Here is a 15,896-nt window from a genome sequence, read left to right as displayed (position 1 = left end):
ATTGGGACATACCCCCAAAGTCTATGTCGATGTTTTCGGACACGCAAGTCCCAAACCGTCTCCCAGAAACGCTTTATTTCAGTTCCTGAATCACTTTATTTTGCATATGGAAAAAAATATGACTGAAGTGTCCTCAAGTCTCCAAGCTTTCGAATGTCTCCGTGCGCAAATCAATCCTTATGCCGAGGAGTTATGGTTAATCGCACTTAACTCACAAATGGAAGTGATTAAAAAGGATATGGTTTTTCGCGGCACCGCCGACCATTGCCTGATTCATCCCCGGGATATTTTTAGAATACTCATTTTATGCAATGCGAGTTCATTTATCATGGCGCACAACCATCCGAGCGATCAGGTTCTCCCCTCAGAGCAGGACCTCGTTTTAACCCGAAAGATTCACCAGCTCGCCACACTCTTTCAAATTCCTTTGAACGATCACATCATCATGACAACGTCACAGTATTACAGCATGGCCGATCAGGGATATTTCAAAAAATGGAAGAAAAGCTCTGACAAATATCTTTATTGAAGAGCGTCGGAACCAGAGCCGAACAGCTCCATATTGGTATTAAAACTTTGACCTGGGTTGCGAATGGGCGTCACGGAAATCACGCGACTCAAGTCTTCACTTAGAATAACTTTGTATCCACCACGACGGGCGTTTTCAATAAACTGACGAGCGTACTCTTCTTTGTAAGCTTGTGAATAACTGCGCGCTTGCTGTTCATTGAAAAGTTCTTTTTGAACAACATCGTGAGGAGTCGAGTAATCCTCTGCGCGCTCGCCACGACCCAATTCATTAGCAAGATCTTGAGCGCGGGTGTCTGAAGAAAGATCCAACTTGTTTTCGTTCTGATAGGCGCGTTGTGGCTGCGTGGAATTAAAATCCGAATTCAACAAACGCGCGTTTTCAACTTGCATGCGTTGACGTTCCAATTCCATTTTTTCATTCGTAAACATGAGATGTTTATTCACCGACTTTTCAAACTTTTCTGACTTCGCCGTCGGCGATGGCCCTTGCACTTTCGGCTTCGGATCTTCAGTTCCCAGATAAGCAAATATCAACCCTGCCGCTCCTATAAAAAGCAGCAAAGCCAAAAGCATAGATCTTTCCTTATTTGACTTCTGGGATGTCATAAAAGCCTTATCGGGATTCCATAAGTATTTCTTAAGAAGAAGAGACTTCCTCGTATCATTTTGGGACACGATCTTAACAACAGCCCCCTCCTTTTGGGCGATGTTAAGCTTTTTTTGCATGACTGTATAAGGGCTAAGCAACGGACTACACCCGGTTACACGTTTATTTGATCTAATGCGTGGCACGCCTCGTGAAGTAAAGATTCAGTGAAAATTAATTAATGTACTTAACAAATTTGAAAGGTTCCTTCCATGAAATTCACGAAACTTGCAACTGCCGTATTGTCTACTCTAGCCTTGGGAAGCACAGCTATGGCTGCAAGCACCGGCACACTTTTACTTCAAGGCACGGTAAGTGCTGTTAACGATGTGACTGTTACGGCTAACGGAACAAACAATACAACATTGAATATCGTTGTTGGTGAAGCTGGTAAAAACGTCGCTTCTGTAGCCGAAACTTCAAACAACTTGGCTGGTTATAAAATCTATATCTCTTCACCAACAGGTGGCGAGCTTGTGCACACTGTAGACTCTTCTAAAAAGACGACTTATAAAATCGGTTACGATGGCGCAGCGGCTGTGACGCCAACAGTAGGCGGTGTTATGGTTAAAAACGTGACATCTTTGACCGGTTTGACAAATGATACTTCAGCAGTTGTTGCTGAAGTCACTGCTTTTGCAACGGCACCAGCGGGAACTTACCAAGATACATTGACAGTCTCTATCGTAGCTAACTAAGAAATAAAATTAGAATCACCAATAAAAAGGTCTGCTGCTAAAAGCAGACCTTTTTTATTCTGCCGATTGCACTGTGAGAGTGATTGTATCCTGATATGTTCCTGTCTGACTCGCCACTGTTCCGATCGTCGCTGAAACAGGAATCACCAAACCACTAGCTGGGGACCGACCGAGTTCGCGAAGAACCTGAACCGGTGATGACGAAGAACCATTTAAATTCACCGCACTCCCTCTGAAAGAAATCGTATACGGGATGTACTGACTTAAAGTTTGATGCTTCAAGCGCCCGTTGTTTGCTGAGGAAGCATAGAGCATGTAGCCCGCATTGAATTTTAAAACGACATCACAACTTCGCGTCACACCCGATGACAGAGCTCCGAAATTCATCGTCTCGGTCGTATCGTTGATATTGAAAGATCCTCCCGTGGAAACCACAGAGATATCCACACGTTTTGGAGCATTGTAATTAAAGTTAATACTTCTTGAATCTATGAGCGAGTAACTTGAAATCGTGCCTCTGTATAAAGTGGCTGTGATCGTTTCCGTGTAGTTTCCAAAACGCAGCCACGGATTTGAAGTATCTAGAAGAGCCCAATAAGAAACATTTACTTGCTGGTCATTATTTCCAGCGGCCAAAAATCCTGTAACCACGTCACTATTACTGGAAACATCAGGAATGCGCTTCAGAACCTGTGTTCCAGAGGCATTCTTTGATAGTTGAAATGGCCACTGATCCGAACCGACTTTTAAACTTCGATTGGTGGCTGAACTTGAAGAACCATAATCAAAGGTAATAAAAAAGTTGCAGCTTCCAGGATTCGTATTCGCCTTCACTGTAAATGTGGGTTGGACACTTGAGCTGCTCGTGAAATCAATGTTCGTTTGTGATGTTTGCAACTGCATATTCGTGCAATCAGCAGCCAAAACATTTTTCGATATGAAAAATAAAAGAAGGACTAATGCGAAATTCTTCATTGGTTCTGTCCCTCACTCAAAACAAGTTCACCTAAATCCTGCAAGCTCTCGGCGCCATCAAGCACCTGAAAGCTTACCGGGGCGTATTCAGGATGATCTGTCAGAACTTTGTATTCACCAGGCTCTAAACCTTCAATAAGGAAGCCACCATTTTTATTTGTGAAAAAGTTGTTATCAACAAGCTGTCCTTGGGAGTTCATCACGTCTCCGGCGAAGTAACCAAGAGCTTCACCCTTGTTGTTTTTCAAGCGCCCCTTCACCATGACTTTTTTCTTTAAATTCAAATCAATCAAGATACCACTTCGATATGTTGGTTGAATTCCGTAGTATTCTTTATCCAGGAGGTATCCAACAGGCAAAGAGGTAGAATCGACGTTGACGGTGCTTTTGTAGTAAGCTGACTGATCTCTAAGAATCGTGATATGCCGTGGCCCAAGATGAGCCTCCCCCCGAATGCCTCGGGGATTGACCACCAGTTCTTGGCCGCGAGGCAAAGTTTCAGAAAACAAAAGAACAAAGCTGTCATTAATTGGTTGAGTGAACGCTCCATGAGAACCCACCCATGCAAATCCCGTGTTTAAACCCAAACTCGTTGTACTGGTGTCAGCACCATCTTGATGAAGACTGTAGTGATCCAATCGCACACCGTACGGCTGAGCCAGGTATTCCGCCGACAAGTTTCCTGACGTGCTTTCTTCAGCGTTGGATGCTGAAGCGCTCATACGAACGTCGTCATATTTATATAAATTGTTACGGTTGACTGTAACATTAGAACTTTTTTGGAGGGAATCATAGTAAGCACTGGCGCTGTATTTACCTTGGCTTTCATTCCAATATAGAGAAACAAAACATCTTTCCTCGTCTGTCGCCGCTAGAGTTTTATTATAACTGACCTCAAAGCGTGTTTGTTGATTGATCGGGACAATGAAGTTTGCACGATACACGCGCTGATCTTCGCCAGCAGGCATTTCCAAAGACCCGGCCCCCACTCCAAAAACCGAAGCACCACCAAAGCGGAAATTCAACTGGGCATCGTAGCGGCGAAGATAATTAATAATACCAAAGTTCATCACCGAAACCGGCATAAACTGGGCATCCCGGTTTTCTGCCTCCACTGTTAAAATGACTGGCACATCTTTGCCGAACATTCTATCCAACGTTCGGTAGCGCAAGCGCTCTGCGTATCCTTCCAATTGCGGAGTTTGCGTGGAGTAAGCTCCTTCTATAGAAAGATATCCCCATTCCGCAATTCCAGAAAATTCCAGGCCAGTCAGTGCTTGCGACAAGTAGTTTTGATAGTTTAATCCGAATGTCAGTTGATCACTTAAACCCACACGATGAAAAAGAGTTCCGAAAGCCGCTTTGTTATCATAAGCGCGATCAGCACCCGACTCTGTCCAAGGAAGACCCACACCGTAAGAAAATTCATGAACGCCTTTTCCTAAAAGAGTGTTTTCAAAAAGCACGGAAAAGTCGAAGGTCTCCTCCTGCCCAAGATCATCGCGAATTTTGACTTTCACGTTGTTCTGACCCGACGCCAGAGGAAAATCACGGACATTAAATATTCCTGGTGCCAATCGGATTTGACTGAAAAGAAAACCGTTGACGTAAATTTCAACCAAGGAAGGCCGCTTGATAACTATTTCGGTATTACTTAAAGGACGAAGAGTTTTGTAAGGTTGAATTGCAAATTCACGTACAACAGAAAGACCTGCGACGTTAGGAGATATTTGAAATCCGCGTGAACCCAAAGTTAAATCACCCAAGGTGTAGCGAATCATGTTTTCTTCATCGTCATGGCGAAGGCGTGTGTCCTGTCTCTTCCACGGATGATCCGCATGTTCCAAATAATCCGCCATGGATTCCAAAACGTAACCATTTATGTTCTCAACAAGGTCCACGTGCCCGGTGACGGGAAGTTTTCTATCTTCAACACCATTTCCATATTGATAAGATTGTTGTGCTCTGAAATTCAGATAACCGCTATGGCCTTCCGGGCGGAGAAAGGATTGTCCCAAGCCTTCCATGTAGTTCATATTAAGCTCGCTGCCTTTTCGATATTTCAAAGGCAGATCTAAACGCACTTCCAGGGAGCTTTCATCAAAGAAGACACTCAAGCCTGACGATTCTAAGTCGTAAAGACTGAGGACTCCTTCCGGAGTTACACGTTTTTCAAGATTGAGGAAAAGGTTTTCTTTCAACGTCGGACGAAGGCCGTCTAAAAGAGGCTTAGCCTCTACGGCAAAATTTTTTCTTTCGTCACGAGGAAAAATCCAGGATTCTCCAATGACTCTTCCATCCAGAAGAAGAGGAGCCACGAGGTACGGTTTTGCCAATGCCGGACGTGGTCCTTGAGCATGCGCAAAGATAAAGGGCATTAACAGAACAAAAAGAAAACTAGGGCAAAATCTCAATCACCGCTCTCCACAAGTTCGATCTCACCGCGTAGTGAAGCACCTGTGATTTCTTTCGGAGAGGTTACTACGATATTCTTGTGGGAACCCGGCAGCAGGTTGATACTTTCAAACTCTTTGGGGTTTTCAATTTCCCCCACCGTTTTTTCGCCTGAAAGCAGTTTCAATTTTTTTACACGAAGAACTTTGTGAGCCGTTCCTTCATTGGCAACAACTACGGACACTTTTTTGGAGTCGAGGCTTTTCACGTCTTTGATTTTAATTTTTGCAATGGCTCCATCAGGAGTAACGTATGCCGAAGCCACGTATTGCAGTAGGAAGTTCAAATTCACGCCCGGTTTTTTAGGTTTTGAATTGCGATCACGAAATTCCACAGGCAATTGCGAAGCGATAATTCGATATGCTTTTTCTTCTTCCGCCACTTCACCCGACCAAGTGACACGAACATTTCTCTTTTCATTCGGCAGAAGGACAATTTGTTCCGGATAGATATTAAAATCATCCGTCTTCTTTCGGACCTCTTCGCCTTTTTCATTTTCTATTCTTGTGAATGCTTCGATTTGAATCGGCACTTTATCAGTTCCCGTATTCTCTAACGTCAACACCTGTGTCGACGCTGTTCCCGTCGGAGAAAATCTGACGACCATGGGAGAAAGACGAAATGCCATTGAAATATCTGGAATGAAAATTATGAGCGGTAATATTCTTAACAGAATCTTGATCATATAAATCAGGTTATGCGAATAATACCGAGGGGAAAATCGCCATTTTGGGTGAGTCTTAACAACTGGCCCTAGACCAGACCTACTCTGTCGACTCGATGGTGAATGTGATTTTGTCGTTATAAGAGCCCGCACTGACTCCCCCCGCATTCCCTAATGTGATTGAAACCGGATGAATAGAACCTGATGCTGGTGATACACCAGTTGTATTTATGAGGAGCGCGGGTGAAGTACTGGAGCCGTTCAAATTTATAGCGACTCCGTTCAAAGTCATTGAATAGGGAATGAGATCTGCGGCAGTTGCGTGTTTCATATTTCCTCCATTGTCAGAGGAAGCCAAAAGTCTAGAACCCGCATTGTACTTAAGAATAAGATCGAAAGAAGAAGATGCCCCTGAATTCAAAACACCAAAGTTGATCGTTTGCGCCGTATCGCTCAAATCAAAAACGCCGCCGCTGTTAACCAGCGAAAGATCCGCTTTTTTGGGAGCAGTGTATTGGGCGGTCACCGATTTGGTGTCTGAAGGAAGGGTTAATAGGTCGAGAACATCATTATAGAGCCGAACTGAGTAAACATCTGAGTACGATCCGAATCGTTGCCAAGGATTGGTTTGATCTAAAAGTATGTGATAAGTGACTGTGCCTTTAGATTGTCCTGCCGGAATAGAGCCGATGAGCGCGGTTGCCGACGTGGCATCCGCCGACGAGGGAAGTATCTGAGTTTCTGCAAGGTCTTTTGCCAGAGTATAATTCCAACGATAGCTACTTTGTTGAAGCGCCCGGTGTGGAGCTGAAAGACCGCCATTTCCATAAGAAAAAGTGAGGGCGAAGGAACAACTCCCTAACTGAATCACTCCTGTACTGACCTCGATCACCAAAGTTTGTTGCGCAGAAGAATTTAGATCCACGAGAGTTTGGATGGAAGAGATCGATAAATTCGAACAGAGAGCCAGCGCTTTCCCCGCGAATAAAAGAACTGCTAAAAAATAATAAATTGATAAAAATGTGTTTAGATTCACGTTTTCAGACTAATCTAAACATCTGTTTAACTATAGTTACACAAACTAAATCTACATTATCTAGACTAAGGAGCGAGAACTTCCACGACAGATGCAGGAGCGCGCTTGTGGACTTTTACTTTCAGTTCAGGAGAACTTTTTGAAATGATTTTTGGGGGACCTTCTTTCGTAGCTTGAACACTGACTTCTGCTTTTAGCGGCACCGTGCCCGCCAAATACAAACTGTCTTTCGCAGAAGCAGTCGAAGAAGCCATGACAGCAATAAGAAGTATTCCCGGAAGTCTCATACTGAACTTCTCGGACTTTCTAGACGAAAGCTTTAGGACGGAAGTTGGGGACTCTTCTCTTGAATCGGCGGATAAACCGGAATAATCACAATAAATTCTGTGCCCACGCCCGTTTCTGAGCGCGCCTGAATTTCCCCTCCGTGGTTTTGCACGATTCCGTAGGAAATACTAAGACCTAAACCAGTTCCCTGACCCACCCCTTTTGTTGTGAAGAATGGATCGAAGATTTTTTCCAAAGTCTCTGCTGACATACCTTTACCACTGTCTTGAATTGAGACTTGCACCCACCCCCGGCGGTCTTTAGAGCCCTTGTAGTCTTTCAATGCCGTCGTTGAAATCCAAATGTGCCCCGTGCCTTCGATAGCTTGAACAGCATTGGAAAGGATATTCATAAAGACTTGATTGATCTGACTTGCATAACAGTGGATCAACGGAGTTGGTTCATACTGCCTGTGAATCTCAATACGGTTTTTAATTTCACCTTGCAGAAGATTCAAAGTGGTATCGAGACTTTGATGAACGTCGATCTCTTGCAATTTCGCTTCTTCGAGGCGTGAAAAGTTTCTTAAACCTAATACGATATCACGTGTGCGACGGGCCCCATCTTGGCAAGACGCCACAAGCTTCGGCAAGTCCTTCACGATATAGTCAAATTCGTATTCTTCTTTCAATGAATGAAGCTTAGGTGGATCTTTTTCAGCGATTTCTGCCAGAGTGATCAGCTTTTCTGAATACTCTTTAAGATGCGTCATATTGCTGTAAATGAAACCAATCGGATTATTCAATTCATGGGCAACACCGGCAACGAGCTGACCTAAACTCACCATCTTTGCCGAATGGACAAGTTTGGTTTGCGTGTCTTTAAGTTCCTTATTAGCTGCCTCAAGCTCGGTGATTTTTTTTCTGAGATCAGAACGGGCTTGCCAGATCTTTTTACTCATTTCGTTGAAAGACTCTGTGAGCAGGCCGATCTCCGTATCGTTTTTAACGGGAATTGTGACGGCTTGCTCTTGGGATTCAAACGATTGAAGTGCTTCGACCAAATCGTACAGTGGTTTCAGAACCCAACTTGAAGTTACCAGAATCGTCAGAATCAAAAGTATGATCACGGCGCCAACGACCGTGATAAACGCATAGTTCACATTTTTTAAGACGGCTTTCGCCTCACTCTTGGAAGCTCCCAATGCCACATAGAACTTTGTGATGCCCCAATCAATTGGATAAATCAAAAACCCGTAAGGTGTCGCACGGACATTGAGATCAAAGAAAGGCTCTGCTCCGGGACGGAAATAAGATTTAAAGAAATCCTTTTTATAGAGATAAAAATCTGGATGACTTGCCACCACCACTTGACCACCTTCTTTAAAGACGATCAATTCAAGCTTCAGGCGATTCTTCATCTTGTTTGCAAACGCTTTATCTAGATCCGCTGTTTGCTCAACATATCCAACCGTGCGTCCGCCCGCTCCGGTGATTTTAGAAATTAAGATCAGATTCAATTTTTGGTTTTCGCCAAATTCAGCCAAAGCCATTTCTTTTTGATCTTTGACTTGGGCCATGTATTTCGCCGATAGGAAAACGGCATCTTGGACAGGAACAAAACTGCGCACATTTTCTTTATCGTCTTTAAAAACAGACGCCAGCATTTTTCCTTCGCGATCAAAGAAGGTCAGGCTCGAAATATTGTCTGTCTTAAGCCATTGCGAAGTTAACGAACGAATCGTCGCTCCATCACCAACAGTGACGTGATAAATAAGACTGGGATCACGAACGTACTTATCGCGCTTTTGCTGCAAGCTTGCGCGCAAGTCACTGAGAACCAATTCAATTTCACGGGCGTTACCACTGAGACGTTGTGACAACTCATGGTCGATGGCCTTTTCGTATTTCACCATCGAATAACCAGTGACGAAGGCCAGTGGCACAACTGAAAACAGGACGAACCAAACGATCAAAATTGTCCGTAATGACCTTTTAGGTTTCTTCCTTAAAGTTTTCACTTCTTCGCTTCATCCACGGTGATGATCATACGCACGATACCGTCAGGCATAACGCGCGGATGTTTTTCTTTACCGACTTTGGGTTTTCCGTAAGTTCCTAGGAACGTAAGAAGATCCTGATATTTCGCCTCAGGAATTGTGAAATGGTAATACATAGAGCCCGGAGTTTTCTTCCATCCTAACTCCACCGATCCGGCTTTTCTTCCGCCCAGTTCGGCGATCTTGTCAGTGATCTTGGGACCAATGACATCAATATTTGTGACGGCAATCTCACCACGATAAAGAAATCCTCCAGACGCTGCGGCCGGAGAAGTTTCTGCTGCGGGTTTTTCTTCTTTTTTAGCAGCCAAAGGTGTCGCAGCTGCGGGAACTGCTTTTGGAGTTTCCGCAGTCTTAGCCGCGACAGTTTCCGCCACTGGTTCTTTAGTAGGCTCCTTACTAACGCCTTCATCTACGAACTCTGGTTTTTCTTCAACCACGGGTGCTGTTTCGCTGCTTTTAGAAACTTCAGCCAAAATCACGTCTTTGGAACCAGTTCCCACTCCCAACTGCATGACCTTTTGCCATGGAGTCACTGTGAGCAAAGTCACGATAGCAACCACCACAACCAAAGCTTCCAATCCCCACTTCAAACCCTGAGGCCATTTGTCGAAATTAGATTTTTGCATAAGGACTGTAAGATAACTTGATGGAGCACTGATTTGCGCAATGATTGGCTGAGACACCACAGTGTCAGCGAGTTTCTCTGCGTAACTTTGTCCATTTTGAATTTTAGTCAGATCCAATTGAGCATCCCGTGAAAACTTCACGTGATCTTCAACGGCAGCACGACGCTCTTTATCCAAACTTCCTGAAAGGTAGTCATAAAGAAGTTCATGGCCAATAAAAGGAGAAATCTCCCTTTTGCCTTTTTTAGATAGGGGAATTTTATTTTCCTGCTGAGCCATGCTTTAACTTACTCACACCTTGGGTCATACTTCCCAGTTTTCGAAGCGCTCTTCCCAAACGATAACGGATCGTACCTTGAGTAATCCCCAAGCCTTCCGAGATATCGTCGTCTTCGAGTTTCAAAATTTTAGACCAGATCACAGTTAAAAGCTCGTCCTCGGAAGCGGATTTTTGAAATTCGCGCCAAGGGCCTAGATCCAAACCTTCTGGAATCAGCCATCCGGATTCTACAGAGGTGTTGGGACGACCGCGCGCCACGCGGGCTTTGTATTTGTCCCAGACAGATTTTGTAGCTGCGACAATGGCGACTGAATTTTTTAGATTGGGATTTCTGTGTTTGCGAGCTCGACCAAGGGCCAGAGCCTGGGATGAAGCCTCTATCGCTTTTTGATCATCGAGCAAAGCAAAGTAGAAAAACAAAGCGATAGATTGTACGTCGGCCTCAGTCATTGACACCTTTTTTACTGAAGAAGTCGTCCCACAATCGGGAGCAACTTCTTAATACTAATCGACTGTAAGCTGTCTGAGAAGGTCTAGCTGGTCGAGAACTTTGCCCGAACCCATAACAACACAACTCAAAGGATCTTCAGCGATAGATACAGGAAGTCCAGTTCTCTCTCTCAAAAGAACATCAAGGTTCGCTAGAAGGGCACCACCACCCGTCAATACAATACCGTTATCAACGATATCAGAAGCAAGTTCTGGCGGAGTTTTTTCTAGAGCTGTACGAACAGCGTCGACAACTTCAGACAAAGGATCCATCAAAGCATCGTTCACTTGCGAAGAAGTGATTTCGATTGTCTTAGGAGCACCGGCTACAAGGTCACGGCCTTTGATCTCCATAGATTTTTCTTCTTCAAATGGATAAGCATTTCCGATTTGGATTTTGATGTTTTCAGCAGTTCTTTCACCGATCAACAAGTTGAATTGGCGGCGAACGTAGTTCACGATCGCTTCATCGAATTTATCGCCCGCAACTTTGATTGATTTACAGTAAACGATACCACCCAAAGAAATCACGGCAACACCCGTTGTACCACCACCCATATCGACAACCATGTTGCCAGATGGTTCTGTGATCGGAAGACCCGCGCCGATAGCGGCTGCCATTGGTTCTTCGATCAAGTACACTTCACGAGCACCTGCGGATTGGGCTGCTTCTTTCACCGCACGTTTTTCCACCTGAGTGATTCCGTAAGGAACGCAGATGATGATACGAGGACGGATGAAAGATTTTTTCTCACCCAAAGATTTTCCGATGAAATATTTAAGCATGGATTGAGTCACTTCGAAGTCGGCGATAACACCGTCTTTGATCGGACGAATCGCAACGATGCTTCCAGGTGTACGACCAAGCATGTCCTTGGCTTCTTTACCTACAGCAAGAACACGATTCTGCATTCCGCGATAATTTTTTTGAACCGCAACGACAGAAGGTTCGTCGAGAATAATCCCGCGTCCTTTGACGTAAACTAGGGTGTTCGCGGTGCCAAGGTCGATGGCAATATCATTCGAAAAATAATCTTGAACTTTGTCAAAAAAACTCATGCTGACTCTCACTTTTCATCTCAAGTCTAGGAGCGATGAAAAGCAGAGTCAATGCAGATATTTAGACCTATCTTTCTGTTATTTTGACGCAGGCGCACAGGAGATCGTGAGATCCGACCTAGACTGACGACCTTGATAGCGGACTTGCAGACCTTCATTCAAAGATCCCTCCGCTCGCAAAGTTTTATCTAGATCCAGCTCGACAGCTTCGATTTCGACGCGTTCGTCTTGTCCTTGCTCGGCTGGTTTCAGACGGACAACGATGGATTCATTATGACGATTGCGGAAAATTTCTCTCTGAATCGAGTGGCGCGTATCCCACGAAAATGACTCTTCTTTCAGAGGAGATTTATCGCTCATCTGGCCCAGGCGATACGAGCAACGCACAACACTCAAGGCGACTTTCGGGCGTTTGAAGGACTTATCGGAAAGACAAACAGCTTCCACTTCTTTTTCCAACTTGTAGTTCGTCACAATCATTCGAATTTGTGACCCCAACCCCGATGTCACAGAAAAGGAGTCGGCACCTTTGCGCTGTTGCAGTTGAATTTGACCCATCGCTGAATGATTTGCCGCGGCCGGAGTTAACACAAAACTCGCTCTGCCATAAGAATCCACTGCAGAAAACAAAATGTCATAAGACTGCTGTCTTCTTGCATCCCAAAAGATGTCGCGGAAACTTTGACGACGTTGCGGATTGAACGGGTTGATATTGTCCAAGAAAGTTCTGTCTTTAAGATCCATTCCATTCACCACACAACGAGCTGTGCCCGCGGATGGCAAAGTTCCGGGACTTGTGGGCTGAGCATTTGTGCAACGACGGTTGTAACCTTCAATACGAAGTTCGCGGGCGCAGTTGTTGTTTAAGGCATCGTTCAAAAGAGCATCGCAATATTCTTTTTTAGAAAGAAGTTTATGCTTTCCCGTTGAGCAACCATTGTAAATGTACTCGTAAGAAAACTCTCCGACGACATCCGGCACCGGTGTAGGAGTGGGGCTGTTAGGCGTGATCGGAGTCACGGGAGGCGCACCGCCGCCACCGCCATTTGAGCAAGCACCAAGAGCCAACGTGAACATAGTAATCGCTAAAGGCATACGTAAATTCATGACAAACCTATTCTTTCGAGGAATCTTCCTCGTCCCGAGATGAGCAAATATGGGACCAAGATCATCACCCATCACTATCGAATCGGGACTGCTGAGCCGTCATACTTTTTGACAGCGGTGACGTATTTGAGCGTGACCTTCGGCCTTCTTTTTGATTCCCTAAAAAACATATGACGAAATCTTTATTCAAAAAGATTTTAAGACGATCTTATGGACTTCGCTTGTCGAGTCTATTGACGGTGCTTGCCCTTCTGGCGCCAGGGACTTCCATTGCCAAAAACGCCATGTGCAGTTCTCTATTCACCGACTCTCGTTATTCCCAAGTTCTTGTGATCGACGGGCTTTGGCGAAAAGTTCCCGGTGACCTTTTCATGGGCTTTCGCTCCAACGCTCCTCACTATTGGAACTGGCTCCGCTCTAATAAATCCCCTTTATTGGAAGTCACAGGGATCGTAAGTGGAGATCCGCACATCATGAATTTTGGAGACGTACCTTTGAAAAAAGGTGGTCGAGATTTTGCGCTGATCGACGTTGACGATGCGGGAGTCCTCGCTCCTTTGGCGGGAGACTTCTTAAGATTTTTTGTGAGCAATCAAGTCTCTGACTTCAAGGTGGACTCGCGACAACTTTTCGATGCTTATCTTGATGGCTTAAATGGAAAGGCCATGACAAAGCCAAGCTACCTTGTCGCTATTGAAGGAAAATCCGACGCGCAATTTAGAGAAAAACAAGAGAAGTATTTGAACAAGGTTTCTCAAGACGGCAAGTTTACGGAGAAGGCAGATCTCTCTCCTATTGAGTCAGCTCCGAAAGAAGTGCGAGAACTTTTTCAGCGGTCAACTCAAGTGATAGAAAATGCGATGCACGATTTTACGATTCTCGATCGCGGTTACAAGGTGAAAGAGTCCGGTGGAAGTGCTGGACTGCCGCGTTTTTGGTTTCTTCTAGAAAAAAACGGCGAAAAACACGTCTGGGAGTTTAAACTTGAAAGTTCTCCGGCCATTGCACTTTATGCGACTCAACCTCAACCACTGGATCGTTTCAACCAAGTAGTCAGCATTTACCGCCCTCAAGAAGTGGTCGAAGGACCTTATAAATTTATTCAAAACGGTCAGGATGTTTTCTTAGTCAGAGAACGTCTTTCCACTTATTTTGATCTTGAACCCGGTAAGACCACTGATAAAAAAGATTTGCAGGACGCCCACGAGATGTCGCTTTATATCGCCAATCAAATGGGTCGGTGGCATGGAACACAGCCAAATGCCGACAAGCTCCTTCAAAGATTGGAGCCGTCTTCTTCGTACGAACACTTTATGTCTTTATCAAATGACTACATTCACCTGATGAAGCAGGAAAATAAATAATTCCTAGAAATGTTTTTTCCATTCCACTTCATGGGCCATGTACTCTGTGAGCATGTGCTTTTCTTCTTTTAGACGAGCTTCATTCCATCCTAGCTTTTCCTGAAAGACTTCGCCGATTTCATCCATGAACTTCACGCCATGATTGCGATCCGCCAGGAACAAAGGCACACGACGAGCATAGAAATCACGCATATGCAGACACATTGTCATGTCGATGGCCTGTGCGGCCTCTAACTGCCAGTAGCTGTATTTTTCAGAGTACTTATTAAGAATCTCTTCTGCTTCCAAACCGTAGCGTTCGGTCAGAAGACGAATGTCTGCAAGAGGACGACCCGTTTCTTGCGCCCACGCATCGGAAAGACCTTGTGCCTGATGGAAAGCCTCAACACTTGTGTAAGAATTTAATGGAACCGACGTATCTGTTTTTGCAAACTTCACGCGTTCTTCAAAAGTGAAATCCTCGAGGGCTTTCGTCACCGTTTGTTCACACATCAAACGATATGTCGTGTATTTTCCTCCGGCTACAAAGGTAATGCCGCGAGGATCTTTGATAATCGTGTGTTCACGACTGGTTTTTCCTTCGGTCGAAGAGCCATCGTAAACTAGCGGCCTTACTCCGGCATAACTTGCAATCACGTCGTGAGCCGTAATTTCAGCGCCTGGGAAATAATGGTCCGTGATCGACAACAAGTACTTAACGTCTTCCGGCGTCGCTGTGACTTCTTCCGGTGACTCTTTAAAATCTGTATCCGTTGTACCAATGATAATCATGTCGTGGCGAGGAATCCCGAAAACAATGCGATCGCTTTTTTCCGCCGCCATCACCACGGCACTTGAAAGTGGCAAACGATGCTTCGGAAGAGTTAAGTGAATACCTTTTGTCGGACGAAGAATCTTTTTCCAGTCTTTCAAAAGATTTTGTCCCAATTCGTCTGTCCATGGACCCACGCTGCTAATCACGTGACGGGTTTTAATGGAAAACTTTTCTTTAGAGACTTGATCTTCACACTGAATCTCGGAAACTTTTCCTTCCGTGAATTTAGCGCCTGTTGCCTTCACGTAGTTGGCGCACAACGCACCCATTTCATTCGCGGAACGCAAAGTTTCGTGAACAAGGCGGTCGTCATCCATATATGCATCGGAATAGATGTAAGAACCCAAAAGATGTGTTGAGCGAATTGCTGGCATTCTTGCCAAAGAATCTTTCGCGTTGAGACGCTCATGCATTTCGGGCGCTTGGAATAACGAAAGAGCATCGTATAACCACATTCCTAAGCCCATCTTGAACATGCCCACGCGGCTTTCCTCATACAGAGGGATCATAAAACGCAAAGGATGAACAAGATGTGGTGCCATTTCAAACAAACGTGTTCTCTCGTTCAAAGCTTCGAACACAAGTTTGAATTCCATGTTTTCTAGATAGCGAATACCACCATGAATCAGCTTGCTGGATTTAGAAGATGTGCCCGACGCAAAATCACGGGCCTCGATCAAAGCGACTTTCATCCCGCGAGCGGAGGCATCGCGTGCAACCCCAGCGCCGTTAATTCCTCCTCCGATGACCACCAGATCAAACTCTTGAGTTTTCATCTTGTTGATATTCTGGATGCGGTTCGCGAAAGAGAAATTTTTCATGTG

15 protein-coding genes are annotated in these 15,896 nt (G+C 44.9%); 3 read left to right on the top strand and 12 right to left on the bottom strand.

What is annotated here, in order from left to right; genetic code table 11:
* Positions 1 to 118 precede the first annotated feature (118 nt).
* Positions 119 to 529, top strand: coding sequence for a JAB domain-containing protein (locus tag ACL934_RS01190; RefSeq protein ID WP_413612947.1), 411 nt, complete (start codon positions 119 to 121; stop codon positions 527 to 529).
* On the opposite strand, the gene ACL934_RS01185 is transcribed toward ACL934_RS01190, so the two are convergent.
* Positions 523 to 1,137, bottom strand: a complete 615-nt coding sequence (locus ACL934_RS01185) for a hypothetical protein (RefSeq protein ID WP_374076900.1) — start codon at positions 1,135 to 1,137, stop codon at positions 523 to 525. The genes ACL934_RS01190 and ACL934_RS01185 overlap by 7 nt on opposite strands.
* Positions 1,138 to 1,389: 252 nt before the next feature.
* Between ACL934_RS01185 and ACL934_RS01180 the strand changes: the two genes are divergently transcribed.
* Entirely contained in the window at positions 1,390 to 1,875 is a 486-nt protein-coding gene (locus ACL934_RS01180; RefSeq protein WP_374076898.1) for a hypothetical protein, read from the top strand.
* A 54-nt stretch (positions 1,876 to 1,929) separates the two neighbouring features.
* Here the strand turns inward: ACL934_RS01180 and ACL934_RS01175 are convergent, their stop codons facing one another.
* From ACL934_RS01175 to ACL934_RS01130, 10 genes are all read right to left on the bottom strand, one after another.
* The gene (locus tag ACL934_RS01175) at positions 1,930 to 2,850 is read right to left on the bottom strand and encodes a spore coat protein U domain-containing protein (RefSeq protein ID WP_374076896.1); all 921 of its coding nucleotides are present in this window, start codon (positions 2,848 to 2,850) and stop codon (positions 1,930 to 1,932) included.
* Positions 2,847 to 5,264 carry a fimbria/pilus outer membrane usher protein gene (locus ACL934_RS01170; protein WP_374076894.1) on the bottom strand — a complete coding sequence of 806 codons (2,418 nt, stop codon included), beginning with the start codon at positions 5,262 to 5,264 and terminating at the stop codon, positions 2,847 to 2,849. The genes ACL934_RS01175 and ACL934_RS01170 overlap by 4 nt, the downstream gene beginning before the upstream one ends.
* On the bottom strand, positions 5,261 to 5,932 hold the full coding sequence (locus ACL934_RS01165; protein ID WP_374076892.1) for a fimbria/pilus periplasmic chaperone: 672 nt from the start codon (positions 5,930 to 5,932) through the stop codon (positions 5,261 to 5,263). The genes ACL934_RS01170 and ACL934_RS01165 overlap by 4 nt, the downstream gene beginning before the upstream one ends.
* A gap of 136 nt (positions 5,933 to 6,068) precedes the next feature.
* A complete protein-coding gene (locus ACL934_RS01160) occupies positions 6,069 to 7,004 on the bottom strand; it encodes a hypothetical protein (RefSeq protein ID WP_374076890.1) in 936 nt (311 codons plus the stop codon).
* Positions 7,005 to 7,069: 65 nt separating this feature from the next.
* On the bottom strand, positions 7,070 to 7,291 hold the full coding sequence (locus ACL934_RS01155; RefSeq protein WP_374076888.1) for a hypothetical protein: 222 nt from the start codon (positions 7,289 to 7,291) through the stop codon (positions 7,070 to 7,072).
* A 32-nt stretch (positions 7,292 to 7,323) separates the two neighbouring features.
* Positions 7,324 to 9,246 carry an ATP-binding protein gene (locus ACL934_RS01150; protein ID WP_413612946.1) on the bottom strand — a complete coding sequence of 641 codons (1,923 nt, stop codon included), beginning with the start codon at positions 9,244 to 9,246 and terminating at the stop codon, positions 7,324 to 7,326.
* Positions 9,247 to 9,287: 41 nt separating this feature from the next.
* Positions 9,288 to 10,238: a hypothetical protein gene (locus ACL934_RS01145; protein ID WP_374076884.1), complete on the bottom strand. Its 951-nt coding sequence runs from the start codon at positions 10,236 to 10,238 to the stop codon at positions 9,288 to 9,290.
* Entirely contained in the window at positions 10,219 to 10,689 is a 471-nt protein-coding gene (locus ACL934_RS01140) for a hypothetical protein (protein ID WP_374076883.1), read from the bottom strand. Before ACL934_RS01140 ends, ACL934_RS01145 begins: the two co-directional genes overlap by 20 nt.
* A gap of 54 nt (positions 10,690 to 10,743) precedes the next feature.
* Positions 10,744 to 11,787: a rod shape-determining protein gene (locus ACL934_RS01135; RefSeq protein WP_015089392.1), complete on the bottom strand. Its 1,044-nt coding sequence runs from the start codon at positions 11,785 to 11,787 to the stop codon at positions 10,744 to 10,746.
* Between the two features lie 78 nt (positions 11,788 to 11,865).
* The gene (locus ACL934_RS01130) at positions 11,866 to 12,894 is read right to left on the bottom strand and encodes a hypothetical protein (protein WP_374076882.1); all 1,029 of its coding nucleotides are present in this window, start codon (positions 12,892 to 12,894) and stop codon (positions 11,866 to 11,868) included.
* A 170-nt stretch (positions 12,895 to 13,064) separates the two neighbouring features.
* Between ACL934_RS01130 and ACL934_RS01125 the strand changes: the two genes are divergently transcribed.
* Positions 13,065 to 14,258, top strand: a complete 1,194-nt coding sequence (locus ACL934_RS01125) for a DUF2252 family protein (RefSeq protein WP_374076881.1) — start codon at positions 13,065 to 13,067, stop codon at positions 14,256 to 14,258.
* 3 nt (positions 14,259 to 14,261) lie between these two features.
* Here the strand turns inward: ACL934_RS01125 and ACL934_RS01120 are convergent, their stop codons facing one another.
* On the bottom strand, positions 14,262 to 15,893 hold the full coding sequence (locus ACL934_RS01120; protein ID WP_374076879.1) for a glycerol-3-phosphate dehydrogenase/oxidase: 1,632 nt from the start codon (positions 15,891 to 15,893) through the stop codon (positions 14,262 to 14,264).
* Positions 15,894 to 15,896 lie beyond the last annotated feature (3 nt).

Source organism: Bdellovibrio sp. HCB-110, assembly GCF_047323225.1.
Lineage (GTDB): Bacteria > Bdellovibrionota > Bdellovibrionia > Bdellovibrionales > Bdellovibrionaceae > Bdellovibrio.
Note: the sequence above shows the minus strand (reverse complement) of the source record. Positions and strands in the feature narration are given on the sequence as shown.

What these genes read in the sequence shown, in the direction of transcription:
- ACL934_RS01145 (WP_374076884.1), bottom strand. Translation starts at nt 10,238, where the DNA reads ATGGCTCAGCAGGAAAATAAAATTCCCCTATCTAAAAAAGGCAAAAGG.
- ACL934_RS01180 (WP_374076898.1), top strand. Translation starts at nt 1,390, where the DNA reads ATGAAATTCACGAAACTTGCAACTGCCGTATTGTCTACTCTAGCCTTG.
- ACL934_RS01135 (WP_015089392.1), bottom strand. Translation starts at nt 11,787, where the DNA reads ATGAGTTTTTTTGACAAAGTTCAAGATTATTTTTCGAATGATATTGCC.
- ACL934_RS01140 (WP_374076883.1), bottom strand. Translation starts at nt 10,689, where the DNA reads ATGACTGAGGCCGACGTACAATCTATCGCTTTGTTTTTCTACTTTGCT.
- ACL934_RS01185 (WP_374076900.1), bottom strand. Translation starts at nt 1,137, where the DNA reads ATGACATCCCAGAAGTCAAATAAGGAAAGATCTATGCTTTTGGCTTTG.
- ACL934_RS01155 (WP_374076888.1), bottom strand. Translation starts at nt 7,291, where the DNA reads ATGAGACTTCCGGGAATACTTCTTATTGCTGTCATGGCTTCTTCGACT.
- ACL934_RS01190 (WP_413612947.1), top strand. Translation starts at nt 119, where the DNA reads ATGACTGAAGTGTCCTCAAGTCTCCAAGCTTTCGAATGTCTCCGTGCG.
- ACL934_RS01130 (WP_374076882.1), bottom strand. Translation starts at nt 12,894, where the DNA reads ATGAATTTACGTATGCCTTTAGCGATTACTATGTTCACGTTGGCTCTT.
- ACL934_RS01165 (WP_374076892.1), bottom strand. Translation starts at nt 5,932, where the DNA reads ATGGCATTTCGTCTTTCTCCCATGGTCGTCAGATTTTCTCCGACGGGA.
- ACL934_RS01125 (WP_374076881.1), top strand. Translation starts at nt 13,065, where the DNA reads ATGACGAAATCTTTATTCAAAAAGATTTTAAGACGATCTTATGGACTT.
- ACL934_RS01175 (WP_374076896.1), bottom strand. Translation starts at nt 2,850, where the DNA reads ATGAAGAATTTCGCATTAGTCCTTCTTTTATTTTTCATATCGAAAAAT.
- ACL934_RS01120 (WP_374076879.1), bottom strand. Translation starts at nt 15,893, where the DNA reads ATGAAAAATTTCTCTTTCGCGAACCGCATCCAGAATATCAACAAGATG.